This is a genomic window from Pseudomonas sp. 2,4-D, assembly GCF_030418155.1.
Lineage (GTDB): Bacteria > Pseudomonadota > Gammaproteobacteria > Pseudomonadales > Pseudomonadaceae > Aquipseudomonas > Aquipseudomonas alloputida.
In genome coordinates this window covers 1-24584 of the sequence record NZ_JAUHUI010000026.1, presented here as the reverse complement: position 1 = coordinate 24584, position 24584 = coordinate 1, and the positions used below count along the sequence as shown (strand labels likewise).

General features: G+C 63.4%; 26 protein-coding genes. 23 read left to right on the top strand and 3 right to left on the bottom strand.

Features of this window, described 5'->3' with window-relative positions:
- The first annotated feature begins 8 nt into the window (after positions 1-8).
- The 13 genes from flhF (at position 9) to QYE47_RS17960 (ending at position 12111) form a co-directional block, all read left to right on the top strand.
- A complete protein-coding gene (gene flhF / locus QYE47_RS18020) occupies positions 9-1316 on the top strand; it encodes a flagellar biosynthesis protein FlhF (protein ID WP_014590160.1) in 1308 nt (435 codons plus the stop codon).
- Between the two features lie 93 nt (positions 1317-1409).
- Positions 1410-2243, top strand: coding sequence for a flagellar synthesis regulator FleN (gene fleN / locus QYE47_RS18015; protein WP_003254408.1), 834 nt, complete (start codon positions 1410-1412; stop codon positions 2241-2243).
- The gene (fliA, locus tag QYE47_RS18010; RefSeq protein WP_003254406.1) at positions 2240-2980 is read left to right on the top strand and encodes an RNA polymerase sigma factor FliA; all 741 of its coding nucleotides are present in this window, start codon (positions 2240-2242) and stop codon (positions 2978-2980) included. Before fleN ends, fliA begins: the two co-directional genes overlap by 4 nt.
- Positions 2981-3087: 107 nt before the next feature.
- Positions 3088-3462 (top strand): chemotaxis response regulator CheY, encoded by a 375-nt coding sequence (locus QYE47_RS18005; protein WP_010955070.1) that lies wholly within the window; start codon positions 3088-3090, stop codon positions 3460-3462.
- A gap of 21 nt (positions 3463-3483) precedes the next feature.
- Complete coding sequence (locus QYE47_RS18000; RefSeq protein WP_014590161.1) at positions 3484-4272, top strand: protein phosphatase CheZ; 789 nt, start codon at positions 3484-3486, stop codon at positions 4270-4272.
- Between the two features lie 12 nt (positions 4273-4284).
- Positions 4285-6528 carry a chemotaxis protein CheA gene (locus QYE47_RS17995; RefSeq protein ID WP_014590162.1) on the top strand — a complete coding sequence of 748 codons (2244 nt, stop codon included), beginning with the start codon at positions 4285-4287 and terminating at the stop codon, positions 6526-6528.
- A 46-nt stretch (positions 6529-6574) separates the two neighbouring features.
- Entirely contained in the window at positions 6575-7687 is a 1113-nt protein-coding gene (locus QYE47_RS17990) for a chemotaxis response regulator protein-glutamate methylesterase (protein ID WP_003254400.1), read from the top strand.
- On the top strand, positions 7687-8427 hold the full coding sequence (locus QYE47_RS17985) for a flagellar motor protein (protein WP_014590163.1): 741 nt from the start codon (positions 7687-7689) through the stop codon (positions 8425-8427). The genes QYE47_RS17990 and QYE47_RS17985 overlap by 1 nt, the downstream gene beginning before the upstream one ends.
- Positions 8428-8430: 3 nt before the next feature.
- Complete coding sequence (motD, locus tag QYE47_RS17980) at positions 8431-9288, top strand: flagellar motor protein MotD (RefSeq protein WP_012051647.1); 858 nt, start codon at positions 8431-8433, stop codon at positions 9286-9288.
- 223 nt (positions 9289-9511) lie between these two features.
- Positions 9512-10300, top strand: coding sequence for a ParA family protein (locus QYE47_RS17975; protein WP_010955064.1), 789 nt, complete (start codon positions 9512-9514; stop codon positions 10298-10300).
- Complete coding sequence (locus QYE47_RS17970) at positions 10300-11193, top strand: CheW domain-containing protein (protein ID WP_070383576.1); 894 nt, start codon at positions 10300-10302, stop codon at positions 11191-11193. Before QYE47_RS17975 ends, QYE47_RS17970 begins: the two co-directional genes overlap by 1 nt.
- Positions 11194-11234: 41 nt before the next feature.
- Positions 11235-11714, top strand: a complete 480-nt coding sequence (locus tag QYE47_RS17965; protein ID WP_003254393.1) for a chemotaxis protein CheW — start codon at positions 11235-11237, stop codon at positions 11712-11714.
- A 1-nt stretch (position 11715) separates the two neighbouring features.
- On the top strand, positions 11716-12111 hold the full coding sequence (locus tag QYE47_RS17960; RefSeq protein WP_010955062.1) for a DUF2802 domain-containing protein: 396 nt from the start codon (positions 11716-11718) through the stop codon (positions 12109-12111).
- A 107-nt stretch (positions 12112-12218) separates the two neighbouring features.
- Here QYE47_RS17960 and QYE47_RS17955 read toward each other — a convergent pair whose 3' ends face one another.
- The 3 genes from QYE47_RS17955 to QYE47_RS17945 form a co-directional block, all read right to left on the bottom strand.
- The gene (locus tag QYE47_RS17955) at positions 12219-14930 is read right to left on the bottom strand and encodes a DUF6543 domain-containing protein (protein WP_070383577.1); all 2712 of its coding nucleotides are present in this window, start codon (positions 14928-14930) and stop codon (positions 12219-12221) included.
- A gap of 68 nt (positions 14931-14998) precedes the next feature.
- Positions 14999-15337, bottom strand: coding sequence for an EscU/YscU/HrcU family type III secretion system export apparatus switch protein (locus QYE47_RS17950; protein ID WP_014590166.1), 339 nt, complete (start codon positions 15335-15337; stop codon positions 14999-15001).
- Positions 15334-16890, bottom strand: a complete 1557-nt coding sequence (locus QYE47_RS17945) for a flagellar hook-length control protein FliK (RefSeq protein WP_014590167.1) — start codon at positions 16888-16890, stop codon at positions 15334-15336. The genes QYE47_RS17950 and QYE47_RS17945 overlap by 4 nt, the downstream gene beginning before the upstream one ends.
- A 170-nt stretch (positions 16891-17060) precedes the next feature.
- Between QYE47_RS17945 and ccmA the strand changes: the two genes are divergently transcribed.
- From ccmA to QYE47_RS17895, 10 genes are read left to right on the top strand one after another with little or no spacing between them, the layout of a single operon-like run.
- Complete coding sequence (gene ccmA / locus QYE47_RS17940; RefSeq protein ID WP_003254385.1) at positions 17061-17693, top strand: cytochrome c biogenesis heme-transporting ATPase CcmA; 633 nt, start codon at positions 17061-17063, stop codon at positions 17691-17693.
- Positions 17690-18358, top strand: coding sequence for a heme exporter protein CcmB (gene ccmB, locus QYE47_RS17935; RefSeq protein ID WP_012051653.1), 669 nt, complete (start codon positions 17690-17692; stop codon positions 18356-18358). The genes ccmA and ccmB overlap by 4 nt, the downstream gene beginning before the upstream one ends.
- A 46-nt stretch (positions 18359-18404) precedes the next feature.
- Positions 18405-19172: a heme ABC transporter permease gene (locus tag QYE47_RS17930; RefSeq protein WP_010955058.1), complete on the top strand. Its 768-nt coding sequence runs from the start codon at positions 18405-18407 to the stop codon at positions 19170-19172.
- Entirely contained in the window at positions 19169-19345 is a 177-nt protein-coding gene (gene ccmD / locus QYE47_RS17925) for a heme exporter protein CcmD (RefSeq protein WP_003254380.1), read from the top strand. Before QYE47_RS17930 ends, ccmD begins: the two co-directional genes overlap by 4 nt.
- Positions 19342-19797 (top strand): cytochrome c maturation protein CcmE, encoded by a 456-nt coding sequence (ccmE, locus tag QYE47_RS17920; RefSeq protein ID WP_014590169.1) that lies wholly within the window; start codon positions 19342-19344, stop codon positions 19795-19797. Before ccmD ends, ccmE begins: the two co-directional genes overlap by 4 nt.
- Positions 19794-21782, top strand: coding sequence for a heme lyase CcmF/NrfE family subunit (locus tag QYE47_RS17915; RefSeq protein ID WP_014590170.1), 1989 nt, complete (start codon positions 19794-19796; stop codon positions 21780-21782). The genes ccmE and QYE47_RS17915 overlap by 4 nt, the downstream gene beginning before the upstream one ends.
- Positions 21779-22315 (top strand): DsbE family thiol:disulfide interchange protein, encoded by a 537-nt coding sequence (locus QYE47_RS17910; RefSeq protein ID WP_014590171.1) that lies wholly within the window; start codon positions 21779-21781, stop codon positions 22313-22315. Before QYE47_RS17915 ends, QYE47_RS17910 begins: the two co-directional genes overlap by 4 nt.
- Positions 22312-22788 carry a cytochrome c-type biogenesis protein gene (locus QYE47_RS17905; protein ID WP_014590172.1) on the top strand — a complete coding sequence of 159 codons (477 nt, stop codon included), beginning with the start codon at positions 22312-22314 and terminating at the stop codon, positions 22786-22788. Before QYE47_RS17910 ends, QYE47_RS17905 begins: the two co-directional genes overlap by 4 nt.
- Positions 22781-23977: a c-type cytochrome biogenesis protein CcmI gene (gene ccmI, locus QYE47_RS17900; RefSeq protein WP_014590173.1), complete on the top strand. Its 1197-nt coding sequence runs from the start codon at positions 22781-22783 to the stop codon at positions 23975-23977. Before QYE47_RS17905 ends, ccmI begins: the two co-directional genes overlap by 8 nt.
- A gap of 12 nt (positions 23978-23989) precedes the next feature.
- Positions 23990-24406, top strand: a complete 417-nt coding sequence (locus tag QYE47_RS17895; RefSeq protein WP_070383578.1) for a hypothetical protein — start codon at positions 23990-23992, stop codon at positions 24404-24406.
- Positions 24407-24584: the final 178 nt, after the last annotated feature.

The window sequence follows — 24584 nt, the reverse complement described above, 5'->3', positions numbered from 1 at the left end:
AGGGGATAATGCAAGTTAAGCGATTTTTCGCCGCCGATATGCGTCAGGCCATGAAACTGGTCCGTGACGAGCTGGGCGCCGATGCCGCGATCATCGGCAACCGCCGCATTGCCGGTGGTGTCGAGCTGACGGCCGCGCTGGACTACAAGCTCTCCGCCCTGGCCCCGCGTGTGCCCAACGCCGAGCTGGAAGAAGAGCTGCGCAAGACCCATACGCGCATTGCCACTGCCCAGGCCGAGCTGGACCAGCGTCAGGACAGCAGCGACAACAACCGCCAATTGTTCGCCGGGCAATCTTTGACCGCTGCCGAACCGTTGATCGAGCCGCACGTCGAGGCCCCGGAGGCCGCGGCCGTACCGGCTGCTGCGCCGGTTGACCCACGCCTGTTCGATGCCATGCGCTCCGAGCTGTCGGGCCTGCGCGAGCTGCTGGAAGTGCAACTCGGTTCGCTGGCCTGGAATCAGCTGCAGGGCAGCAAGCCGCAGCAGGCCAACCTTTGGCGCCGCCTGCAACGTATTGGCCTGTCCGGGCCGATCGCCCGCGAGCTGCTGGACCTGACCGCCGAGATCGAAGAGCCGCGCCAGGCCTGGCGCATGCTGCTGGCTCACTTGGCACGGATGATCGAAGTGCCTGAAATCGAGCCGATCGAAGAGGGCGGGGTGATCGCCATGGTCGGCCCGGCGGGCATGGGCAAGACTACCACCCTGGCCAAGCTGGCCGCGCGCTACGTGCTCAAGTACGGCGCGCAGAACCTGGCGTTGGTGAGCATGGACAGCTTCCGTATTGGCGCCCAGGAGCAGCTCAAGACCCTGGGCCGCATCCTCAACGTGCCGGTGACTTACGTCGACCCGGGCCAGTCGCTGGCAGCAGCGCTGGAACCACTGCTGCGCAAGCGCGTGGTGCTGATCGATACTGCCGGCCTGCAAGCCAGCGACCCTGCGCTGCGCATGCAACTGGAAACCTTGGCCGGGCGTGGCATTGCCGCGAAGAACTACTTGGTGCTGGCCACCACCAGCCAGAAGCAGGTGCTGACCGCCGCCTACCACAGCTACAAGCGCTGTGGCCTGGCCGGCTGCATCCTGACCAAACTCGATGAAACGGCGAGCCTTGGCGATGTGCTGAGCCTTGCCATCAGTCATGAACTGCCAGTGGCCTATCTTACCGATGGCCCACGCATTCCTGACGACCTGCACCTGCCGCGGGGCCACCAGTTGGTCACGCGGGCGGTGAATGTGCAGCAGCAGGATGAGCCCAGCGAAGAGGCCATGGCCGACATGTTCGCTGATCTCTATCACAACCCACGGCGAGCGGGTTGACCATGAAGCGTGTGCAAAGTCGCTATGCCAAGGGGCACGCAGAATTGCCCTACGTGTGGCCTGAGTCCCAGCGAGACAAGGTAAAGAACAGACATGGGTAGCATGCATCCCGTACAGGTGATCGCCGTGACCGGTGGCAAAGGTGGCGTCGGCAAGACTAACGTTTCAGTGAACTTGTCCCTGGCGCTGGCCGAGCTTGGCCGCAGGGTCATGCTGCTGGACGCCGACCTGGGCCTGGCCAATGTCGACGTGTTGCTGGGCCTTACCCCCAAACGTACCCTCGCCGATGTGATTGAAGGGCGTTGCGAGCTGCGTGACGTGATGCTGCAGGGCCCCGGCGGTGTGCGTATCGTACCGGCAGCCTCGGGCACCCAGAGCATGGTGCATCTGGCCCCGGCCCAGCATGCCGGGTTGATCCAGGCGTTCAGCGAGATCGGCGACAACCTCGATGTGTTGGTGATCGATACCGCTGCGGGTATCGGTGACTCGGTGGTCAGCTTCGTTCGCGCCGCCCAGGAAGTGCTGCTGGTGGTGTGTGATGAGCCTACCTCTATTACCGACGCGTACGCGTTGATCAAGCTGCTCAATCGCGACTATGGCATGAACCGTTTCCGTGTGTTGGCCAACATGGCGCAGAGCCCGCAGGAAGGGCGCAACCTGTTTGCCAAGCTGACCAAGGTCACCGACCGCTTCCTTGACGTTGCCCTGCAGTACGTGGGTGCCGTGCCTTACGACGAGTGCGTGCGCAAGGCGGTGCAGAAGCAGCGTGCCGTCTACGAAGCCTTCCCTCGCTCCAAGTGCGCGCTGGCCTTCAAGGCGATTGCCCAGAAGGTCGACAGCTGGCCGCTGCCGGCCAATCCGCGCGGCCATCTGGAGTTCTTTGTCGAGCGCTTGGTGCAACCCACCAGCGCGGGACCCGTACTATGAACGCCAGCGGCTTCAAGATGTACAGCCGGGCGGCGAAGGACGCCCAGTACGAGCTGATCGAACGCTACGCCCCGCTGGTCAAGCGCATCGCCTACCACCTGTTGGCGCGCTTGCCGGCCAACGTGCAGGTCGAGGACCTGATCCAGGCCGGCATGATCGGCCTGCTGGAAGTGGCCAACAAATACGACGCCAGCAAGGGCGCCAGCTTTGAGACCTACGCCGGCATCCGCATCCGCGGGGCCATGCTGGACGAAGTGCGCAAAGGCGATTGGGCACCGCGTTCGGTACACCGCAACACCCGTATGGTCAGTGATGCCATGCGTGCAGTTGAGGCCAGAACAGGCCGTGACGCTAAAGATCATGAAGTTGCTGCCGAACTCCAATTGAGTCTCGATGATTACTACGGGATCTTGAACGATACCCTGGGCAGCCGCCTGTTCAGCTTCGACGACCTGTTGCAGGACGGCGAGCACGAAGGGCTGCATGAGGATGGCGCCAGTGGCCAGGTCGAACCTGCGCGTGGCCTGGAGGAGGAGCGCTTCCAGGCTGCCCTGACCGAGGCTATCGCCAACCTGCCGGAGCGTGAGCGCCTGGTGCTGGCGCTGTACTACGACGAAGAGCTGAACCTCAAGGAAATCGGTGAGGTGCTGGGTGTCAGCGAGTCGCGGGTCAGCCAGTTGCACAGCCAATGTGCCGCGCGCCTGCGCAGCCGCCTGGGGGAATGGCGGGCACGTTGAGCCCACTGTCGTTGCAGTCGTTTTCCACGTTGTACCGAATTGAATGAGTGCGTGCTCGGTAGGCCGAGCGCGTTTGAGACTGCTTGGAGGTCTAATTGGACAAGAACATGAAAATCCTCATCGTTGACGATTTTTCGACGATGCGGCGGATCATCAAGAACCTGTTGCGTGACCTGGGGTTCACCAACACCGATGAAGCCGATGACGGCACCACGGCGTTGCCGATGCTGGAAAACGGCCACTACGATTTCCTGGTGACCGACTGGAACATGCCGGGCATGTCCGGCATCGACCTGCTGCGTAAAGTGCGTGCCAGCGACAAGCTGAAAAGCATGCCGGTCTTGATGGTGACCGCCGAAGCCAAGCGCGACCAGATCATTGAAGCGGCCCAGGCCGGCGTCAATGGTTACGTGGTCAAGCCGTTCACCGCTCAGGTGCTCAAAGAGAAGATCGAGAAGATCTTCGAACGCGTCAACGGCTGAGTCACGTCAGGGGGGCGCGTCATGGATTCATCACAAACGTCTTTGGGCGAGTTCGAGTCGACCCTGAAGAAGCATGCCCAGGAGTTGGTCGAAAGCCTGGAGCGGGGCCGTTTCGGCGAGGCGGTGCAGTTGATTCACGAACTGAACCAGACCCGCGACCGCGGCCTGTACCAGGAAGTCGGCAAGCTGACTCGCGAGCTGCACAGTGCCATCGTCAGTTTCCAGATCGACCCCACCATGCCGCAGGCAGAAGAGGTGTCGCAGATTACCGACGCCACCGAGCGCCTGTCGTATGTGGTCAAGCTCACCGAGGGCGCGGCCAACCGCACCATGGACCTGGTCGAGGAAAGCACGCCGGTGCTCAATGAGCTGGCCAGCGAGGCCAAGGCCCTGAGCACCGACTGGCAGCGCTTCATGCGCCGCGAAGTGGCTGCGCCGGAATTTCGTGATCTGGTCAAGCGAGTCGACAGTTTCCTGACGCACAGCGCCGAGGGTAACCGCAAGGTTTCCGGGCACCTCAATGATATTTTGCTGGCCCAGGACTATCAGGACCTGACCGGCCAGGTGATCAAGCGCGTCACCACACTGGTGACCGAGGTGGAAAGCAACCTGCTCAAGCTGGTGCTGATGGCCAGCCAGGTCGACCGCTTTGCCGGTATAAAACATGACCACGATCAATTGCGTGCAGAAAAAGATCGAGAAAAACATCCGACTCGGGGTGAAGGTCCGCAGATTCATGCCGATAAGCGTGAAGACGTCGTGTCCGGTCAGGACGATGTCGATGATCTGCTGTCCAGCCTTGGTTTTTAAGGAGCACGTTTGATGAGCTTCGGCGCCGATGAAGAAATCCTCCAGGATTTCCTGGTAGAAGCCGGCGAAATACTTGAGCAATTGTCCGAGCAACTGGTCGAGCTGGAAAGCCGACCTGACGATGCCGACCTGCTCAATGCGATCTTTCGCGGTTTCCACACTGTAAAAGGGGGCGCCGGCTTCCTTCAGCTGAACGAGCTGGTGGAGTGCTGCCATATCGCCGAGAACGTGTTCGACGTCCTGCGCAAAGGTGAGCGCCGGGTCGATGCGGAACTGATGGATGTGGTGCTCGAGGCACTGGATACGGTCAACAGCATGTTCGGCCAGGTGCGCGAGCGTGCCGAAGTGACACCGGCCACCCCCGCACTGCTGGCAGCGCTGTCGCGCCTGGCCGAACCTGGCGCAGCCGAAGCTGTTGCAGCGCCTGCACCGGCGCCGGTTGCCGACGTGGTGGTTGCAGCACCGGCCGAGGCCGAGGAGCAACACCAGGACATCACTGACAGTGAGTTCGAGCAGTTGCTCGATTCGCTCGATGCGGTCAAGGCGCAAGCGGCGGCCGACGAGCAGATGCAGGGCGAGACTGTCAGCGGTGCTGGTGATGAAATCACCGACGCCGAGTTCGAATCACTGCTCGACCAGTTGCACGGCAAGGGCCAGTTCAATGCCGAGGTCGCCGCGCCGCCGGTTGCCGTCAGCAGCGAAGCGGTCAGTGATGAGATCACCGACGCCGAATTCGAATCGCTGCTCGACCAGTTGCATGGCAAGGGCACCTTCCAGGCTGGCGCCTTGCCAGCCGCCCAGGCACCAGCACCTGCCGCGCCAGACAACAGCGCCACCAGCGATGAAATCAGCGAGCATGAGTTCGAAGCCCTGCTGGACCAGTTGCACGGCAAGGGCAAGTTCGGTGGCGATGTTGCCGCTGTAGAAGCCCCGGCTGCTGTCCAGGCGCAAGCGCCGGCTGCCGCCAAGGCCGAAAGCCAGCCGGTGGCCAAGCCCGCTGCCGCGCCAGCGCCTTCGCCGGCCAGCAAACCTGCCGCGGCGCCTCGCGCGCCGGCCCCGGCCGCCGAAAAGCATGCCGCCAGCGAAGCGGAAACCACGGTACGCGTCGATACCGCGCGCCTGGACGAGATCATGAACATGGTCGGTGAACTGGTGCTGGTGCGTAACCGCCTGGTGCGCCTGGGCCTGAACAGCGGCGACGAGGCCATGTCCAAGGCCGTGTCCAACCTTGACGTGGTCACCGCCGACCTGCAGACCGCGGTGATGAAAACCCGTATGCAGCCGATCAAGAAGGTCTTCGGCCGCTTCCCGCGCCTGGTCCGCGACCTGGCGCGCCAGTTGAAGAAAGAGATCAATCTGGAGCTGGTCGGCGAAGAGACCGACCTTGACAAGAACCTCGTAGAAGCCTTGGCCGACCCGCTGGTGCACTTGGTGCGCAATGCGGTCGACCACGGTATCGAGATGCCCGACGAGCGTGAAGCGTCTGGCAAGGCGCGTACCGGCCGCGTAGTGCTGTCGGCTGAACAGGAAGGCGACCACATCCTGCTGTCGATCTCGGACGACGGCAAGGGCATGGACCCGAACATCCTGCGCGCCAAGGCCGTGGAAAAGGGCCTGATGGACAAGGACGCCGCGGAGCGCCTGAGCGAGTCGGACTGCTACAACCTGATCTTCGCTCCGGGCTTTTCGACCAAGACCGAGATTTCCGATGTGTCCGGGCGTGGCGTGGGCATGGACGTGGTGAAAACCAAGATCTCCCAGCTCAACGGCTCGATCAACATTTTCTCGGCCAAGGGCCAAGGCTCCAAGATCGTCATCAAGGTGCCGCTGACCCTGGCGATCATGCCCACCCTGATGGTGATGCTGGGCAACCAGGCGTTTGCCTTCCCGCTGGTCAACGTCAACGAGATCTTCCACCTCGACCTGTCGCGCACCAACGTGGTGGACGGCCAGGAAGTGGTGATCGTGCGCGACAAGGCGCTGCCGCTGTTCTACCTCAAGCGCTGGCTGGTCCAGGGCCAGGTGCACGAAGAGCAGCACGAGGGCCACGTGGTGATTCTGTCGGTCGGCACCCAGCGCATCGGTTTTGTCGTTGACCAGCTGGTGGGCCAGGAAGAAGTGGTCATCAAGCCGCTGGGCAAGATGCTGCAAGGCACCCCGGGCATGTCCGGGGCCACCATTACCGGCGACGGTCGCATCGCGTTGATTCTCGACGTCCCGAGCATGCTCAAGCGTTACGCCGCGCGGCGTATTTGATTTCGGTGGCGCGCCCTGGCGGGTTGCGCCGCCTAATGGAGTGTTTATGGCAGTCAAGGTCCTGGTGGTGGATGATTCTGGTTTCTTCCGCCGCCGTGTCTCGGAAATCCTCTCGGCGGATCCAACGATCCAGGTAGTGGGTACCGCGACCAACGGCAAGGAAGCAATCGACCAGGCGCTGGCGCTCAAGCCCGATGTGATCACCATGGACTACGAAATGCCCATGATGGATGGCATTACCGCCGTGCGGCACATCATGCAGCGCTGCCCGACGCCCGTGTTGATGTTTTCGTCGCTGACCCATGAAGGCGCCCGTGTCACCCTCGACGCGCTGGATGCCGGCGCTGTGGACTACCTGCCGAAAAACTTCGAGGACATCTCGCGCAACCCTGACAAGGTCAAGCAGTTGCTGTGCGAGAAGGTGCACACCATTTCGCGCAGCAACCGCAGGATCGGCAGCTATGCCAGAACGGCGCCGGTCGCCGCGCCAGCGCCCGCCAGCACTTTCGCCAGCCAGGCGCAGACGCGCCCGGCAGCGCCTGCCCGTGCAGCGGCCCCGACACCGGCGGCCTCGCAGTCGCCGGCACCCAAGCGCAAACCCTACAAACTGGTGGCCATCGGTACCTCCACGGGGGGGCCGGTGGCGCTGCAGCGGGTACTGACCCAGCTGCCGGCCAATTTCCCGGCGCCGATCGTGTTGATCCAGCACATGCCGGCGGCGTTCACCAAAGCTTTTGCCGAACGCCTGGACAAGCTGTGCCGCATCAGCGTCAAGGAAGCCGAAGACGGCGACATGCTGCGCCCGGGCCTGGCCCTGCTGGCTCCCGGTGGCAAGCAGATGATGATCGATGGCCGTGGCACGGTGAAGATCCTGCCGGGCGACGAGCGCCTGAACTACAAGCCGTGCGTGGACATCACCTTCGGTTCGGCGGCCAAGTCGTATGGTGACAAGGTGTTGTCGGTGGTGCTCACCGGCATGGGCGCCGATGGCCGCGAGGGCGCACGCCTGCTCAAGCAGGGGGGCAGCACGGTGTGGGCCCAGGATGAAGCCAGCTGCGTGATTTATGGCATGCCCATGGCCATCGTCAAGGCCAACCTGGCGGATGCCGTGTACAGCCTGGACGAAATCGGCAAGCACCTGGTGGAGGCGTGCGTCTGATGGACGTCCTCAGCCTGATCGGTCTGATCCTGGCTTTCGTTGCCATCGTTGGTGGCAACTTCCTTGAAGGCGGTCATGTCGGTGCACTGGTCAATGGTCCGGCGGCTCTGATCGTGCTGGGAGGCACCCTGGCGGCGGCGTTGTTGCAGTCGCCGCTGTCGTCGTTCAAGCGCGCCTTGCAGATTTTGCGTTGGATCCTGTTTCCTCCGCGGGTTGATCTGGCGGGCGGCATCGACCGCGTGGTGAACTGGAGCCTGACCGCTCGCAAAGAAGGCCTGCTGGGCCTGGAAGGGGTAGCGGACAGCGAGCCCGACCCCTATGCGCGCAAGGGCCTGCAACTGCTGGTGGATGGCGCCGAGCCGGAAGCCATCCGCAGCATCCTCGAGGTCGACCTCCTTACCCAGGAGGGCCGTGACATCCAGGCAGCCAAGGTATTCGAAAGCATGGGCGGCTATGCGCCGACCATCGGCATCATCGGCGCGGTCATGGGCCTTATCCATGTGATGGGCAATCTGGCCGACCCGTCGCAACTGGGCAATGGCATTGCCGTGGCTTTTGTCGCGACCATTTACGGTGTGGCCAGTGCCAACCTTGTGCTATTGCCGGTCGCCAGCAAGCTCAAGGCTATCGTCATGCGCCAGTCGCGCTACCGCGAAATGCTGCTCGAAGGCCTGCTGTCGATTGCCGAAGGTGAAAACCCGCGCTCGATCGAGCTGAAGCTGCAAGGCTTCATGGAGTAACCCATGCGTCGCCGTCGTCATACCGAGGAACACGAAAACCACGAGCGCTGGCTGGTGTCGTACGCCGACTTCATCACGTTGCTGTTCGCCTTCTTCGTGGTGATGTATTCCATTTCCTCGATCAACGAGGGTAAGTACAAGGTTATTTCCCAGGCGTTGCTCGGGGTATTCAACGACCCCGAGCGCAGTATGAAGCCGATCCCGATTGGCGATGAGCAGCCGCTGAGCGTGCGCCCGGCCGAACCGCTGGTCAAAGACAGCGAGCAGACTGAAGCGGGCCTGGCGGCGACCAATGTCGACCCCTTGAAAACCATCAGCGATGACGTGCGCGATGCCTTCGGTGACCTGATCAACAGCGACCAGATGACTGTGCGCGGCAACGAGCTGTGGGTCGAGATCGAGCTCAACTCATCGCTGCTGTTTGGCAGCGGTGATGCGATGCCCAGTGACAAGGCGTTTGCGATCATCGAGAAGGTGGCCAACATTCTCAAGCCGTTCGCCAACCCGGTACACGTCGAAGGCTTCACCGACAACCTGCCGATCCGCACCGCGCAGTACCCCACCAACTGGGAGTTGTCCTCGGCGCGCGCGGCCAGCATCGTGCGCCTGCTTGCCATGGAGGGCGTCAACCCGGCACGCATGGCTTCGGTGGGCTACGGCGAATACCAGCCGGTGGCCAGCAACGATACCGCCGAAGGGCGCGCACGCAACCGCCGGGTTGTGCTGGTGATTTCCCGTAACCTGGAAGTGCGCCGCAGCCTGACAGGCTCGGGCAGTGCCAATGCCACACCGGATGCCGCATTGCGCCGGGCTGGCACACAAAGTGCACCGGCAATACAAGCAACGGTAGCGAGGCCGTGATACGTCAATTCCCCGTCGCTGATACGAACACGATTTTGAATGTGCCGCCGTCCGCTGTGGGAGCGGGCATGCCCGCGAAGCCAGCGACTCGGTGAATGGCACCGGCTACGCCGGTGTTCGCGGGCTTGCCCGCTCCCACAGAGGGGAGTGCGAGCTTTGAAGTTTTGCGCATGACGGTTGTTTCTACAGTGTCCCTGCCAAATCAATAGATAGAGTTTGCTTGATGAGAGTCTGGGCAGTAGCCAATCAAAAAGGTGGTGTCGGCAAGACCACCACTACCATTGCCCTGGCCGGCCTGCTGGCCGAGGCCGGCAAGCGCGTGGTCGTCGTCGACCTCGACCCGCACGGCTCGATGACCAGCTACTTCGGGCACAACCCGGATGCCCTGGAGCACAGCTGCTACGACCTGTTCCTGCACAAGGGCACGGTGCCCGAAGGCTTGCCCGGGCAACTGCTGCTGCCCACCAGCGATGAGCGCATTTCGCTGTTGCCGTCGAGTACCGCGCTGGCGGTGCTGGAGCGCCAGTCGCCAGGGCAGAATGGCCTGGGCCTGGTAATCGCCAAGAGTCTGGCGCAGCTGTGGCAGGATTTCGACTATGCCCTGATCGACAGCCCACCCTTGCTGGGTGTGCTGATGGTCAATGCCCTGGCCGCCAGCCAGCAGCTGGTGATCCCGGTGCAAACCGAATTCCTTGCGGTGAAGGGCCTGGAGCGCATGGTCGGCACCCTGGCCATGGTCAACCGTTCGCGCAAGCAGGCGCTGCCGTACCAGATCGTGCCGACCCTGTTCGACCGTCGTACCCAGGCGTCGCTGGGCACCCTCAAGCTGCTGCGTGACACCTATGGGCAACATGTGTGGCAGGGCTACATACCGGTGGATACGCGCCTGCGCGATGCCAGTCGCAAGGGCGTCACGCCTTCGCAGTTCGACAGCAAGAGCCGTGGGTTGATCGCCTACAGGGCGCTGCTCAAGCACCTGCTCACCTACAAGAACGCAGTGCAGGTGGCCTGATGACTCAAACCCGGCAAACCAGCACCCGGCCCCAGATGGCACTGCAATCGTACCTGGACGGCTTGCTGCAGGAGGCCACCGAGGCCGAAGACCTGAGCGAGCAGCCGGCAGTGGCGGATGAGTTCGCCGAGGCGGTGCGCGAGGAGCAGGCTCGCGATGCCCGGCAGCCAGCCCGGCCAGAGCCCGCCGAAGCCGCCGCCAGCTTTGCCCCGCGGCCGTTCGCCGAACCCCGGCTGGCGGTACTGCCCAGCGTGATACCGGTGGAAGCCCCGGTGGTGACGGTGGTCGAGCAGGAGATCGTGGCCGAAGCCAGCATCCCGGTACTGATCGAAGAACAAACGGTGGAACCGGCTGTGCCGCTGGTCGATGTGCATCTGCCGGCACCCAACCTGCCCGTGCCCCCGGCCACTGTCGACGGTCGTCCGGTGTGGGCGGCCGAGCCGTTCGAATGCCTGCTGTTCGACGTTGCCGGCCTGACCCTGGCGGTGCCGTTGGTGTGCCTGGGCTCGATCTACACCCTGGCTGGCCAGGAGCTGACGCCACTGTTCGGCCAGCCCGACTGGTTCCTCGGCATCCTGAGCTGCCAGGCCGGCAACCTGAAGGTGCTGGACACTGCGCGTTGGGTAATGCCCGACCGCTACCGCGATGATTTTCGCCAGGGCCTGCAATACGTGATTTCGGTGCAGGGCTACGAATGGGGGCTGGCGGTGCATCAGGTCAGCCGCTCGCTGCGCCTGGACCCGTCGGAGATCAAGTGGCGCAGCCAGCGTGGCCAGCGCCCGTGGCTGGCCGGCACCGTAATCGAACACATGTGCGCACTGCTCGACGTCGCCGCACTGGCCGAGCTGATCGCCAGCGGTGCGGTCAAGCAGATGCACGCCAAACAGAAATGACACAGAACATACCGCCAACGGCGGATTTTGAGGGTAGGGGAATGAAAAAGTCGTCTGCACAAGGTTCCGAAGATCCGATCCTGCAGTGGGTTACCTTCCGTCTGGACAACGAGTCCTACGGCATCAATGTGATGCAGGTGCAGGAAGTCCTGCGCTACACCGAGATTGCCCCGGTGCCGGGTGCGCCGAGCTACGTGCTGGGCATCATCAACTTGCGCGGCAACGTGGTGACGGTGATCGACACGCGTCAGCGTTTTGGCCTGATGCCGACCGAAGTGACCGACAACACCCGTATCGTCATCATCGAAGCCGACAAGCAAGTGGTCGGCATTCTGGTCGACAGCGTGGCCGAAGTGGTTTACCTGCGCCAGTCCGAAATCGAGACCGCGCCGAACGTGGGTAACGAAGAGTCGGCCAAGTTCATTCAGGGCGTGTGCAACAAGAATGGCGAACTGCTGATCCTGGTCGAACTGGACAAGATGATGACCGAGGAAGAGTGGTCCGAGCTGGAGAACATCTGAGTTGATCCTAGAGGTTGCTGTCATCTTCCTGGCGCTGGCCTGGGCGCTGAGCCTGTGGTTTTTCCTCAACTACAGCAAGCGCCAGCGCGAGCTGGCTGCGCAGCAGGCCGAGGGCGATGCGCTGCGTGACCAGCGCATCAAGGACTTGGCCAAGCGTCTGGATGACTACCAGAACGGCACGGTGCGCATGGGTGAGGCCATCCATGAGCTGCGTGCGGCGGTGGCCACCCTGCCGGACCGGCTGGAGCGCCTCGAGCAGCGCGACCCCAGCAACGTTACCTTCAGCCAGGCGGCCAAGCTGGTGGGGATGGGGGCGAGTATCGATGAGTTGACCCAGAGCTGCGGCCTGACCCAGGCCGAGGCGGAGTTGATGAGCAAGGTGTACCGGGCTCCTTGACGGGGGTACCCTCGGCAGCAGGTACGTCGCCTGGGAAATCGAGCGGCGCCCATGCGTCGCCCGATCTGAAAGGTGTCGGCAGGCCCGTTCAGTACCCGCAGCTCATTTCAATTGCGAACCCAGGAGTGATTGCCGCCCACGCCGGCGAACCGGTTCAGGGGCAGCAGTTGCTTCAGGGCTGTATTGGCTTGCGAAGGGTTGATGAATGGATAGGTGTTGACGCGTGGCATGGTGTGCAGGTTGATGATCTGGCGCAGGGTCCGCAACCCGGGTAGATGGCGATCGACCACTTCGGTGAGCAGTGCCGGCCCGGTGAGGTAGCTGAGCGTGTTGGCATAGCGGTAGAAACCGCTCGGGTCCTGTTCCAGGCTCGGTCGGCTTTCGTAGAAGTCTGCATGGGTCTGGAAACGTGCGAGCATTTCATCGGAGATCGCATCCAGCAGTGGGTTGCCTGGGTGGCTACCAATGAGGCTGGTGTTGTACAGGCAATTCATGCTCATTTTCTCGTTGGACATCGGCGGTGGCAGCAGCAGCCCATCGGGTGGGGTGCGCAGCTCGACCTGATCGATCGTTTCGCCCTTGCCGTCCGGCAGCAGGAAGTCGTCCACGTCCATGTACAGCCCACCCTCATGGTGCAGCATCCGGTAGCGCAGCACATCGGTCGCAGACGCGTAATTGGTGGCGATGCCACCGTTGCCATCCAGCGCTGCCTCGTACTGCGCGTAATAGCGGCTCTGGCGGAAGGCCCGGAAGAAGCCTTGCTCTTCAAGCGGCAATACCTGCAGCCCTGGCGCCCGGGCTGCCAATAGCCTTGCGTTCTGTTCGTAGGCGGTAGGCGAAGCCTTCGACAGAAACAGGCGCATGCTGTATTCACTGTCGCTCAGGCGCGCGGCGTTGGCGGCAAGGTTGGCCAGCAATGGCTCGCTTATGACTTTGTCGCCGACCCAGAGGCTGGAGATAAGTTTGGGGATGGGGGCGCTGTCCGGGGCCGGTGTCGGAATGGTGACTGGCAGTTGCAGGTCGACACCCAGCGCGCGCAAGGTGCGGGTGCGCATGGCGTCGGTGACTGGGCGCGGCCTGTCGAGCGCTACAAGGTCACGGCTGCCAGGCACTGCGATGTAGGCTTGCGGCTCGACCTCGTTGACGGTTTCCTTGATGATGAAAGCGTCGTGCTCCAGGTCATAGACCACGCGTGCATTGTAGGTTTCGATGCTGCATTCCAGGTCGTCCAGTTCGCCATCGTAGTGTGGCAAGCGTATCACCGCGCCGGCAACAGCCGGGTCGCCTTCGTCAAGCGGTGTAATCGGCTCGTGGTGGTGGAAGTACTCCGCGCCTTCTGGCTCTGGAAGCCGCGGTGGGCTGGTTGGGCTTAGCGGATAGCCGAGCTGCTCGTTGACCTCGCGCGGCATGACAAAACCATCGCTTTTGAACTCGAACAGGGCCTTGATGCCTGCGGTACCCTCCGTTGCCAGCGGTACGGCGTTGAACAACCCCCAGGCGATGTCGCCCACCCCGTCCTGTTTGGCTTTCAGGCTGTGGCCGTTGATCACCTGATCCAGGCCCAAGCCCAACTGGGCAATGCCGCCGAGCGCCAGTAGTGGCGCCAACCCCGGCACCACCAGACAAAGTGGCGCTAGCAGGTTGAGCGTGTTGGCGAGGTAGCCACGCCATTTGGCTTTGGTAACCTGGCTATCGGTGGTGATGACAAAATCGGCGTCGTCGTAGCTGCGCTGGCGCTGGCGCTCGGTCAGGGCTGCGAACATATCCCCGGTCAGTTTGGGGTTGTATTTGCCAGGTTTGTAGTTCACGTAGGTTCTGGGGGGCCAGACGCCATCATCGTTGAAATAACCATGTTCGGGCGGCAGCCGGTGCCGGTTTGGATAATCGCCAAGGCCCTCGAGCGCGGTGTCCAGGCCGCTGAAATCGAGGCCCTGAGGGCGGTCGGCGAGCCTGAAGTGTTGTTTGAGTGCCTCGCGTCGGGCGGGGTCCTTGCACTGATCGCCCACCCAGTCCTTGAGCAGGTTCTCGCTGGCGAATTCGAGCAAGGGCGAGCTGTTACCTGGCATGTACAGCAGGGTCAGATCGCTGTGGGGGGCATTGATGTACAGCAGGTCGGTGGCCGCGTAGCCATAGATGCTCAGCGTGCTCACCCGTATCTTGAAGCGCTGTGGCATCATGCCGGCGGCTTGCCATGCCAGCTCCCTGGCGGCATCGCTAAGGCGCCCCTGACTGACCTGGGCGTTGCAGGCGGCGATGAAATTGAGCTTGCTGGCCAGGCGGTGATTGCCTTGGTGTTGCTGCCAGTACGTGTCGAGCATGGCTTTGAACGGCCCGTGAAAATCCAGCGCTTCTATGAAACGCTGGAAAGCTTCAGCCGGTACCTGAACATGGGTCGAAGCATCGTAACGGGCAGGGGACGATCGCTGGAACAGGCCGTTGTGCACTTCGAAGGCTGCGCCCTGATGGCCAAAGCCCAGCGCTGGCAGGCGATCGACCAGCTTCAAGGGCCCTTGGGGAAAGGTGCCTGCCCAGGGGTTGGCGAACAGCGCGCCGATGAGGTTGTTATCGGACTCCCCTTGCCAGTTGCCCAGCAGCGCCTGGGTCATGCTCTGGGTCTGCTGGACCGCTGCCACATACCCTTGATCATCCGGCCGGTAGTGCAGGGTGACCACATCGACGCGATCGGGGTCGATATGCACACCTTGCCCGGCAAGCCACTGCCGGATCAAGCGACTGGCTTCGCGGTCCGGGCGTGGGATGTTGGCCAGATGGTCTACTACGAACTGCACGCCTTTGGCGTTGATTCTGCTGTCGATCATGACGGTACACCTTGTACGTGGGAGGTCGACAAGGTTGGGCGCATGGAGGGGGAGGGGGTGGTAGATATTTACTGGCCAGTGCCGGGCAGCGGGGGCAATGGTGGGGTGATATCGCGTTCTGCCGGGCGCGGATCATCGAAGCCGGCGGGTACCTTGCCGCGCAGGTGCCAGGCGAAGGCGATGATCTCGGCAATGGTCAGATACAGCGCCTCGGGTATTTGATCGCCCAGCTCCAGCCGCGCCAGCAGGCGCACCAGCTCGGCGTTTTCGTAGATCGGCACTTCGTGTTCGCGGGCGAGCGCAAGGATGGCCTCGGCCAGCTCCTCGTCGCCCTTGGCGGTGAGAGTCGGTGCCTGATGGCCGTCGTAGTTCAGCGCTATGGCTTGGCGTGGCGTCGTGTCGTTCATGCGGTTTCGTCCACCCAGCGTTGTTCCATCCGTGTGCGTGGCCCCTGCGGCGGGATGCCCGGGTGGCACTCCAGGTCGCCGACTTCCAGGCCCCGGGCCAGCAGGCGCGCGCGCAGCGCGCCAAGCTGGGTGTCGATCAACCGCGCGGTCTGCTCGCGCTCCGCCCATAGCTGCCCGCTCAGGCGGCCCTCGCTCAGTTGTGCCTGCACTTGCATGGGGCCGAGCGGGGACAGGTCGAAGGCCAGCTCGATGCGCCACAGGGCTTGGCGAGGGTCTTGGGCTTCATGTTGGCGGTCGGCCTGTTGTTGTGGGGTTTCTTCGCGCTGCAGTTTGACTTGCAGCGGGATGAAGTCCTGGCCGTGGCGGATCGGCACTTCGGTTTGCCAGGTGGTCTGCAGGTTGCCGTTTTCCAGCGTGCCGGTTTGTTGCAGGCTGCTCATGGCGTGGCTCTGCAAGCGTGAGACGGCAGCAGCAGCCAGGCGCAGCAACTGTTGCAGGTCGCCTTCGTCCTCCAGGGCCTTGAGCAGGCGCGACGGTAATGGGAACGCGCCCGGCTGCGGCTTGGGGCTGACCCGCTCAAGCATGCCCAGTGCGCTGCGCGCCAAAGCCGGCATGGTCACGGCCAGGCTGGCGGGGTTTAGATTGGCAGGGCTTGCCGGGAGGGCAGGGGCCTGGGCCATCAGCCGCAGCAAATGCGCCTTGAGGTCGGTGGCGACGCTGGCGGTGGACCCGCTCAGCAGCTTCGCTTCGAGAAAGCTGCCGCTGTTGTTCAGGGCCTGGGCCACTGCCTTGGCGTCGCCCAGTTGTCGGGCATCCGGCAGCCCGGCCAGCAGGCGTTCGGCGCTGGCGCGCAGGTCGCCATCGACGCCGGGGTCGCGGGTGAGCTGTTGCAGGGCGTTGAGCAGGCCGGGCAGCGAGGCTTGGCGGTTCTGCTGGGTCAGCAGCTGTTGGGCAATGCTGAGTTGGTCCTGCCTGCCGCTGAGCGGCACGAAGCGCAATGACTGATCACCCTGCACCAGGGCGCTGAGCAGGCTGCCAATGGCCAGCGGGCGCGGGCTGTCGATGCTCAGTGTGGCACCGGCCTGATTGCTGTTGAGCAGGCTGACCAGCGCCCGGTACACGGCCGGTTGGCCGGGTGCCTGGGCCAGCAGCTGGTTGGTCAGGACCTTGCCTTGCAGCAAGGTGCCGACCGGCACCTTGCTGGTGTCCAGCTGGGTGAGGGTGGCGACCTGGCTGGCGCTGGCCTGTTGCAGCATGATCGCCAGGCGATTGCTTTCGGTCTGGCTGACGGTGATCTGGCTGCCTTGTGGCAGCGGCTGGCTGGCATTGGCCTGAAGCTGGGTCTGGACGCCGTTGGCCTGCATCAGCCGTAGCACCAGCTGAAAGTCCTGGCCCGTCTGGCGCAATGATAAAACCTCGGCTTGCGCGGTTTCGCCGGGGGCCAGCAGCCCAGGCTGCGCCTGGATCAGGCGCAGCAGATCGCCGGTCATGCCCGCCTTCATGGCTTGGCTGTTGATCGCGGTTTGTGCGCCGAGACTATTGATTTCAGTCATGATTGTATACAACCTGTCGAGCCCGGCCTCTTGGCAGCGCGGCGGCGCGTGTAATAATGCCGCGCGCCCGTGGTTGCCAGTATAACGGCAGCGCGCGGGGCGACTTGAGACACAAGGGTTTTGGAGCGGTGTTGGCTGCTTCAAAGCCCTACTAAAGATAAGGCGAAACCGTGACCCTTCACCTCCAAGCCGCAGGCCTGGCCTGCGAGCGCGACTGGCGCCTGCTGTTCGAGCAGCTCGATTTCGAGCTGGGCGCCGGCGACATGCTGCAGATCAGTGGCCCCAACGGCAGTGGCAAGACTAGCCTGTTGCGCCTGCTGGCCGGGCTGATGCAGCCGACGGCCGGGCAGATTCTGCTGGGTGGCAAGCCCCTGGCCGAACAGCGACATGCCCTGGCCAGCGCCCTGCTGTGGATTGGCCATGCCGCCGGTATCAAGGACTTGCTAACTGCCGAGGAGAATCTCACCTGGCTGTGCGCCCTGCACCAGCCGGCCAGCCGCGAGGCGATCTGGGCGGCGCTGGAGGCTGTCGGCCTGCGCGGTTTCGAAGACGTCCCCTGCCATACGCTGTCGGCCGGTCAGCAGCGCCGTGTGGCGCTGGCCCGGCTGCACCTGGCTTGCCCGCCGCTATGGATTCTCGACGAGCCGTTCACCGCGCTCGACAAGCAAGGCGTGGCGCAGCTTGAAGCGCACCTGGCAGCCCACTGCGAGCAGGGCGGCACGGTGGTGCTGACGACTCACCACACACTGGAACGCAAGCCCTCCGGTTACCGAGAACTGAACCTGGGGCAATGGGCTGCATGAGCGTATTCATTTTGTTGCTGCGCCGCGAAGCGCGCCTGCTGTTCCGTCGCCCGGCCGAACTGGCCAACCCGTTGGTGTTCTTCGCCATCGTCGTGGCCATGTTCCCGCTGGCGGTCGGCCCGGAAAGCCAATTGTTGCAAACCTTGTCGCCGGGCCTGGTCTGGGTGGCGGCGTTGCTGGCCGTGTTGTTGTCGCTGGACGGCCTGTTCCGCAGCGATTTCGAAGACGGCTCGCTGGAGCAATGGGTGCTGTCGCCGCACCCACTTGCGTTGCTGGTGCTGGCCAAGGTGCTGGCGCACTGGATCTTTTCCGGGCTGGCGCTGGTATTGTTGGCGCCACTGCTGGCACTGATGCTGGGGCTGCCAAGCCATTGCCTGCCGGTGCTACTCGGTTCGCTGCTGCTGGGTACGCCGGTATTGAGCTTGCTGGGCGCGGTAGGTGCGGCGCTGACAGTCGGCCTTAAACGCGGAGGTTTGTTACTGGCGTTGCTGATTCTGCCGTTGTATATCCCTGTATTGATCCTGGGCAGTGGTGCGTTGCAAGCGGCGTTGCAAAATATGCCGGCAACCGGCCATCTGCTCTGGCTCGCCAGCCTGACGGCCCTGGCCGTTACCCTGGCACCCTTTGCGATAGCGGCCGGCCTGAAGATCAGCGTCGGCGAATAACGAGTCCCGGGCTCTCAAGCCCGGCAAATACCCTGGATGTACCCTGATGAAAATAAGCTGGACGTGGTTCCACAAGCTGGGCTCCCCGAAATGGTTCTATGCCATCAGCGGCCGCATGCTGCCGTGGCTGGCCGGTGCTGCCGTGCTCCTGCTGCTGGTCGGCATCACCTGGGGCCTGGCCTTCGCCCCCCAGGACTACCAGCAAGGCAACAGCTTCCGCATCATCTATATCCATGTGCCGGCGGCGATGCTGGCGCAGTCCTGCTATGTGCTACTGGCGGTGGCCGGGGTGGTGGGGCTGGTGTGGAAGATGAAACTGGCCGACGTCGCCCTGCAATGTGCCGCGCCCATTGGCGCCTGGATGACCGCCGTGGCGCTGGTTACCGGCGCCATCTGGGGCAAGCCGACCTGGGGCAGCTGGTGGGTGTGGGATGCCCGCCTTACGTCCATGCTCATCCTGCTGTTCCTGTACTTCGGCATTATTGCGCTGGGCCAGGCGATCAGTAATCGTGACAGTGCGGCCAAGGCCTGTGCGGTGCTTGCGATTGTCGGTGTGGTGAATATCCCGATCATCAAGTATTCGGTGGAGTGGTGGAACACCCTGCACCAGGGGGCCACTTTCACCCTTACCGAAAAGCCGGCAATGCCGGCCGAAATGTGGCTGCCGCTGTTGTGCACGGCGCTGGGTTTCTACTGTTTCTTCGGCGCCGTACTGCTGCTGCGCATGCGCCTTGAAGTGCTCAAGCGCGAAGCACGCGCCAGTTGGGTCAGGGACGAAGTATTGAACAGCCTGGGGCGGAGGGCCGCACAATGAGCTTTGCCACCTTCGGTGACTTTCTCGCCATGGGCCACCATGGCCTGTACGTGTGGTCGGCCTATGGCATCTGCCTGGCGGTGCTGGCGCTGAATGTCGGTGCGCCACTGCTGGCTCGTCGTCGCTATTTGCAAGAAGAGGCGCGCCGTTTGCGCCGGGAGAACAACCAGTGAATCCGCAGCGCAAGAAACGCCTGTTGCTCATCGTCGGCCTGCTGGTCGGCGTCGGGGTTGCCGTCGGCTTTGCCTTGAGCGCATTGCAGCAGAACATCAACCTGTTCTATACACCGACCCAGATCGCCAACGGCGAAGCCCCGCTGGACACGCGCATCCGCGCCGGCGGCATGGTCGAGAAAGGCTCGGTGCAGCGTTCGGCCGACTCGCTGGACGTGCGTTTCGTGGTAACCGACTTCAACAAGTCGGTACCCATCACCTACCGCGGCATCCTTCCCGATCTGTTCCGCGAAGGGCAGGGTATCGTCGCCCTTGGCAAGCTCAACACCGAAGGTGTGGTGGTAGCCGATGAGGTGCTGGCCAAGCACGACGAGAAATACATGCCGCCCGAAGTCACCAAGGCCCTGAAGGAAAGCGGCCAGGCCGCTACCGGCGGAGAGACGAAGCCATGAACGCAGCACTGGTAGTCCCCGAACTGGGCCAGTTGGCGATGATTCTGGCCATCTGCTTTGCCGTCGTGCAGGCCAGTGTGCCGCTGCTTGGCGCGTGGCGTGGCGACAGCCTGTGGATGAGCCTGGCGCGGCCGGCAGCCTGGGGGCAGTTCGCCTTCCTGGCGTTTGCCTTTGCCTGCCTGACCCATGCCTTCATGACAGACAATTTCTCGGTCGCCTATGTCGCCAGCAACTCCAACAGCGCCTTGCCCTGGTACTACAAGTTCAGTGCGGTGTGGGGCGCCCATGAGGGTTCGTTGCTGCTTTGGGCGCTGATCCTCGGCGGCTGGACCTTTGCCGTGTCGGTGTTCTCCCGGCAGTTGCCGCAAGTGATGCTGGCCCGCGTGCTGGCGGTAATGGGCATGATCAGCGTGGGCTTCCTGAGCTTCCTGATCATTACTTCCAACCCGTTCCAGCGCCTGCTGCCGCAGGTGCCGACCGATGGCCGTGACCTCAACCCGCTGTTGCAGGACTTTGGCCTGATCGTGCATCCGCCGATGCTGTACATGGGCTACGTGGGCTTCTCGGTGGCCTTCGCTTTCGCCATCGCCGCCTTGCTCGGCGGCCGGCTGGACGCTGCCTGGGCGCGCTGGTCGCGGCCGTGGACCATCGTCGCCTGGGCTTTCCTGGGTGTTGGTATCACCTTGGGTTCGTGGTGGGCCTACTACGAACTGGGCTGGGGTGGCTGGTGGTTCTGGGACCCGGTGGAAAACGCCTCGTTCATGCCTTGGCTGGTGGGCACCGCACTGATCCACTCGCTGGCGGTGACCGAGAAGCGCGGGGTGTTCAAGAGCTGGACCGTGCTGCTGGCAATTGCCGCATTCTCGCTCAGCCTGCTGGGTACCTTCCTGGTGCGTTCCGGGGTGCTGACCTCGGTGCACGCGTTTGCCGCCGACCCTTCGCGTGGCATTTTCATCCTGTTTTTCCTGCTGTTCGTGGTTGGCGGGTCGCTCACCCTGTTCGCCCTGCGCGCACCGGTGGTCAAGAGCCAGGTCGGTTTCGCCCTGTGGTCGCGTGAAACGCTGCTGCTGGCCAACAACCTGGTGCTGGTGGTCGCGGCTTCGATGATTCTGCTCGGTACCCTGTACCCATTGGTGCTCGATGCCCTGACCGGGGCCAAGCTGTCGGTCGGCCCGCCCTACTTCGACGCCTTGTTCCTGCCGCTGATGGCGCTGCTGATGGTGGTGCTGAGCGTGGGCGTGGTGGTGCGCTGGAAGGACACCCCGGGCAAATGGCTGGCCAGCATGATGACCCCGGTATTGATCGGCAGTGCCATCCTTGCCCCGGTTGCCGGCTTTATCGTCGACGACTTCGACTGGCCGACGCTGACGGCCTTCGCCCTGGCCGCCTGGGTAGTGCTTGGCGGGCTGCGTGACATTCTCGACAAGACCCGCCACAAGGGCCTGGTCAAAGGCCTGCCGGGCCTGGGCCGCAGCTACTGGGGCATGCAACTGGCGCACCTGGGCCTGGCGGTGTGTGCGCTGGGCGTGGTGCTGTCCAGCAACAACAGCGCCGAGCGCGACCTGCGCATGGCGCCGGGCGAAAGCGTGGAGCTGGGTGGCTACCACTTCCTGTTCCAGGGCGCCAAGCACTTCGAGGGGCCGAACTTCATCTCTGACAAGGGCACCATCGTGGTCAGCCGCGATGGCCGTGAAGTGACCACACTTTACCCGGAGAAGCGCCTGTACACCGTGCAGCAGTCGATGATGACCGAAGCAGGTATCGACGCCGGCTTTACCCGCGACCTGTACGTTGCGCTTGGCGAGCCACTGGAGAATGGCGCCTGGGCTGTGCGCGTACATATAAAGCCTTACGTCCGCTGGATCTGGCTGGGCGGTCTGCTGACCGGCCTGGGCGGGTTGCTGGCGGCCCTCGACCGGCGCTACCGCGTCAAGGTCAAGACCCGGGTGCGTGATGTCCTGGGCGTGTCTGGAGCAGCTGCATGAAGCGTTGGATCATGGTAGTGCCCCTTGCAGTGTTCCTGCTGGTGGCGGTGTTCCTCTACAAGGGGCTTTTCCTCAAGCCCGACGAGCTGCCTTCGGCAATGATCGGCAAACCGTTCCCGGCGTTTTCCCTGGCTTCGACACAGGGGGACCGCACCCTGACTCAGGCTGACTTGCAGGGGCGTCCGGCACTGGTCAACGTGTGGGCCACCTGGTGCCCGTCGTGCAAGGTCGAGCACCCGTACCTGAACCAGCTGGCACAGCAGGGGGTGGTGATCCATGGGGTCAACTACAAGGATGACAACGCCGCCGCGCAGAAGTGGTTGGCCGAGTTCCACAACCCCTATCAGCTGGATATTCGTGACGAACAGGGCAGTCTGGGCCTGGACCTTGGGGTGTATGGGGCGCCGGAAACCTTCCTGATCGATGCCAAGGGCATCATCCGCTACAAGCACGTAGGCATCGTCGATGCCACGGTCTGGCGTGAACAGCTGGCGCCGTTGTACCAGGGCCTGATCGACGAGGCCAAGCCATGAGGCGCTGGCTGGCAGCTGCGGTGTTGGGCATGAGCCTGGCCGGTGTGGCCAAGGCGGCTATCGACACCTATCAGTTTCGCGACGAGGCAGAGCGCGAGCGTTACCAACAGTTGACCAAGGAACTGCGCTGCCCCAAGTGCCAGAACCAGGATATTGCCGACTCCAACGCGCCGATTGCTGCCGATCTGCGCCGGGAAATCTTCCGCATGCTCGGCGAAGGCCAGAGCAACCAGCAGATCATCGACTTCATGGTCGACCGCTATGGCGACTTTGTGCGCTACAAGCCGGCGCTCAGCGGGCGTACCTGGCTGCTGTGGTTTGGCCCGGGGATCTTGCTGGCCGGTGGCTTCGTGGTGCTGGCGGTGATCGTACGCCGGCGCCGTGCTACGGCCGCGCAAGGCGCCGATGAGTTGTCTGCCGAAGAACGCGAGCGTCTCGCCAAACTGCTGGAAAAAGAACAGACCCATGATTGAATTCTGGCTTAGCGCGGGCCTTCTGCTGCTCGCTGCCCTCAGCTTTTTGCTGCTCCCGATCCTGCGTGGCCGCCGTCGCCAGCAGGAAGAAGACCGCACGGCCTTGAACGTGGCCCTTTACCAGGAACGTGTCGCCGAACTGGCGGCCCAGCAAGCCGCCGGTGTGCTTGATGAGGCGCAGATGGCCAAGGGCCGGGACGAGGCTGCCCGCGAGCTGCTGGCCGATACCGAAGGCGCCGAGGCCCCGCGCCAGGGGCATTTGGGCAAGGCCCTGCCGCTGCTGGCTGCGGTACTGGTGCCGCTGATGGCGCTGGGGCTATACCTGCATTTTGGTGCGGCGGACAAGGTGGCGCTGACCCAGGAGTTTGCCGAGGCACCCAAGTCGATGGAAGAAATGACTACGCGCCTTGAGCGCGTGGTGCAGGCCCAGCCGGATTCGGCCGAGGCCATGTATTTCCTTGGTCGGGCCTACATGGCCGAGCAGCGCCCGGCCGATGCCGCGCGTACGTTCGAACGGGCCGTGGCCTTGGCTGGCCGCCAGCCCGAGCTGCTGGGGCAGTGGGCCCAGGCCCAGTACTTTGCCGCCAACAAGCAATGGAGCCCGCAATTGCAGGCGCTGACTGACGAAGCGCTGAAGGCGGACCCCAACGAGGTGACCAGCCTGGGCCTGCGTGGTATTGCCGCGTTTGAAGGTGAGCGTTATCAGGAAGCCATCGACTACTGGAAGCGCTTGCTGGCGCAGTTGCCAGAAGGTGATGCATCGAGAGCGGCGTTGCAGGGGGGGATCGACCGTGCCGCCGAGCGCCTGGGGGGCGCGTCAGTGCAGGCTACCGAGCCTGCACCTGTGGCGGCTCGCCTGAAAGTGCGGGTGGAACTGGCGGCTGCCTTGAAGGACAAGGTCCAGCCGGACGACACGGTGTTTATCTTCGCTCGCGCCAGCAATGGCCCGCCGATGCCGCTGGCGGCCAAGCGGGTGACCGTGGCGCAGTTGCCGATCGAGGTGGAGTTGTCTGATGCTGATGCGATGATGCCGCAGATGAAACTGTCGCAGTATGCCGAAGTCCAACTGGTTGCACGTGTTTCACGCGCGGGTCAGCCTACCCAGGGTGAGTGGATTGGCCAGGGTGCTCCGTTGTCTAGCGCCACCCAGGCTACCCAGCACCTGACCATCGACACTCCAGACCAGTAAGAGAGCAATGCCATGCACAGCACCGTCCGCCTGACCCTGATTACCCTGGCCCTGGGTTTGTCTGCGTGTACGGTGCATGAGCCGTACGAGCAGCCCGCGCCACCGATCGAGCGTGTGCCGCCGTCGGAGCCGGTGGTCAAGCCCTTGCCGGGCAGGCAGCCTGCCACGCAGCCGAGCAAGCCGGCGGCGATACCCAAGCCCATGCCGCGCACCTCGGCCAGCTTTGCGCCACCGCCTGGCGGGGCAAGCCACTGGGACCCCAAGCTGGGTGTATATGTGTTGGAGAAGCAGCCCAATACCTTCTACCGGCAGCGTACCTACTATCGGTTCGATAACGGCTGGAGCTGGTCGTTGAGCCCGAATGGGCCTTGGCAGGAAACTGACAGCAGTGGTGTACCCGGTGGGTTGGGGCGGGCGTTCGCGCAGTAACGCTGTTTCTGTATCTGCTGCTTCTGCTTCTGCTTCTGCTTTTGCTTGTAAGCGCGCGGTAGTTCAGGCGACGCAGATTGCGACTTCAGGAGGCCGAGCGCAGGGCTTGCGAAGGGAGGTGACGGGCATGGATGCCCGTCAAGCGCTGAGGCCCCATGGATGGGGCCTGCAGCGCGTA

Excerpts from the sequence above, each read along its gene's own strand:
- QYE47_RS17975 (WP_010955064.1), top strand. The coding sequence starts at position 9,512 with ATGAGAGTCTGGGCAGTAGCCAATCAAAAAGGTGGTGTCGGCAAGACC.
- QYE47_RS18000 (WP_014590161.1), top strand. The coding sequence starts at position 3,484 with ATGGATTCATCACAAACGTCTTTGGGCGAGTTCGAGTCGACCCTGAAG.
- QYE47_RS17910 (WP_014590171.1), top strand. The coding sequence starts at position 21,779 with ATGAAGCGTTGGATCATGGTAGTGCCCCTTGCAGTGTTCCTGCTGGTG.
- motD (WP_012051647.1), top strand. The coding sequence starts at position 8,431 with ATGCGTCGCCGTCGTCATACCGAGGAACACGAAAACCACGAGCGCTGG.
- QYE47_RS18005 (WP_010955070.1), top strand. The coding sequence starts at position 3,088 with ATGAAAATCCTCATCGTTGACGATTTTTCGACGATGCGGCGGATCATC.
- QYE47_RS17915 (WP_014590170.1), top strand. The coding sequence starts at position 19,794 with ATGAACGCAGCACTGGTAGTCCCCGAACTGGGCCAGTTGGCGATGATT.
- QYE47_RS17965 (WP_003254393.1), top strand. The coding sequence starts at position 11,235 with ATGAAAAAGTCGTCTGCACAAGGTTCCGAAGATCCGATCCTGCAGTGG.
- QYE47_RS17905 (WP_014590172.1), top strand. The coding sequence starts at position 22,312 with ATGAGGCGCTGGCTGGCAGCTGCGGTGTTGGGCATGAGCCTGGCCGGT.
- fliA (WP_003254406.1), top strand. The coding sequence starts at position 2,240 with ATGAACGCCAGCGGCTTCAAGATGTACAGCCGGGCGGCGAAGGACGCC.
- QYE47_RS17930 (WP_010955058.1), top strand. The coding sequence starts at position 18,405 with ATGAAAATAAGCTGGACGTGGTTCCACAAGCTGGGCTCCCCGAAATGG.
- QYE47_RS17895 (WP_070383578.1), top strand. The coding sequence starts at position 23,990 with ATGCACAGCACCGTCCGCCTGACCCTGATTACCCTGGCCCTGGGTTTG.
- ccmI (WP_014590173.1), top strand. The coding sequence starts at position 22,781 with ATGATTGAATTCTGGCTTAGCGCGGGCCTTCTGCTGCTCGCTGCCCTC.
- QYE47_RS17970 (WP_070383576.1), top strand. The coding sequence starts at position 10,300 with ATGACTCAAACCCGGCAAACCAGCACCCGGCCCCAGATGGCACTGCAA.
- QYE47_RS17985 (WP_014590163.1), top strand. The coding sequence starts at position 7,687 with ATGGACGTCCTCAGCCTGATCGGTCTGATCCTGGCTTTCGTTGCCATC.
- QYE47_RS17950 (WP_014590166.1), bottom strand. The coding sequence starts at position 15,337 with ATGAACGACACGACGCCACGCCAAGCCATAGCGCTGAACTACGACGGC.
- QYE47_RS17955 (WP_070383577.1), bottom strand. The coding sequence starts at position 14,930 with ATGATCGACAGCAGAATCAACGCCAAAGGCGTGCAGTTCGTAGTAGAC.
- QYE47_RS17945 (WP_014590167.1), bottom strand. The coding sequence starts at position 16,890 with ATGACTGAAATCAATAGTCTCGGCGCACAAACCGCGATCAACAGCCAA.
- ccmD (WP_003254380.1), top strand. The coding sequence starts at position 19,169 with ATGAGCTTTGCCACCTTCGGTGACTTTCTCGCCATGGGCCACCATGGC.
- fleN (WP_003254408.1), top strand. The coding sequence starts at position 1,410 with ATGGGTAGCATGCATCCCGTACAGGTGATCGCCGTGACCGGTGGCAAA.
- ccmB (WP_012051653.1), top strand. The coding sequence starts at position 17,690 with ATGAGCGTATTCATTTTGTTGCTGCGCCGCGAAGCGCGCCTGCTGTTC.
- flhF (WP_014590160.1), top strand. The coding sequence starts at position 9 with ATGCAAGTTAAGCGATTTTTCGCCGCCGATATGCGTCAGGCCATGAAA.
- QYE47_RS17995 (WP_014590162.1), top strand. The coding sequence starts at position 4,285 with ATGAGCTTCGGCGCCGATGAAGAAATCCTCCAGGATTTCCTGGTAGAA.
- QYE47_RS17990 (WP_003254400.1), top strand. The coding sequence starts at position 6,575 with ATGGCAGTCAAGGTCCTGGTGGTGGATGATTCTGGTTTCTTCCGCCGC.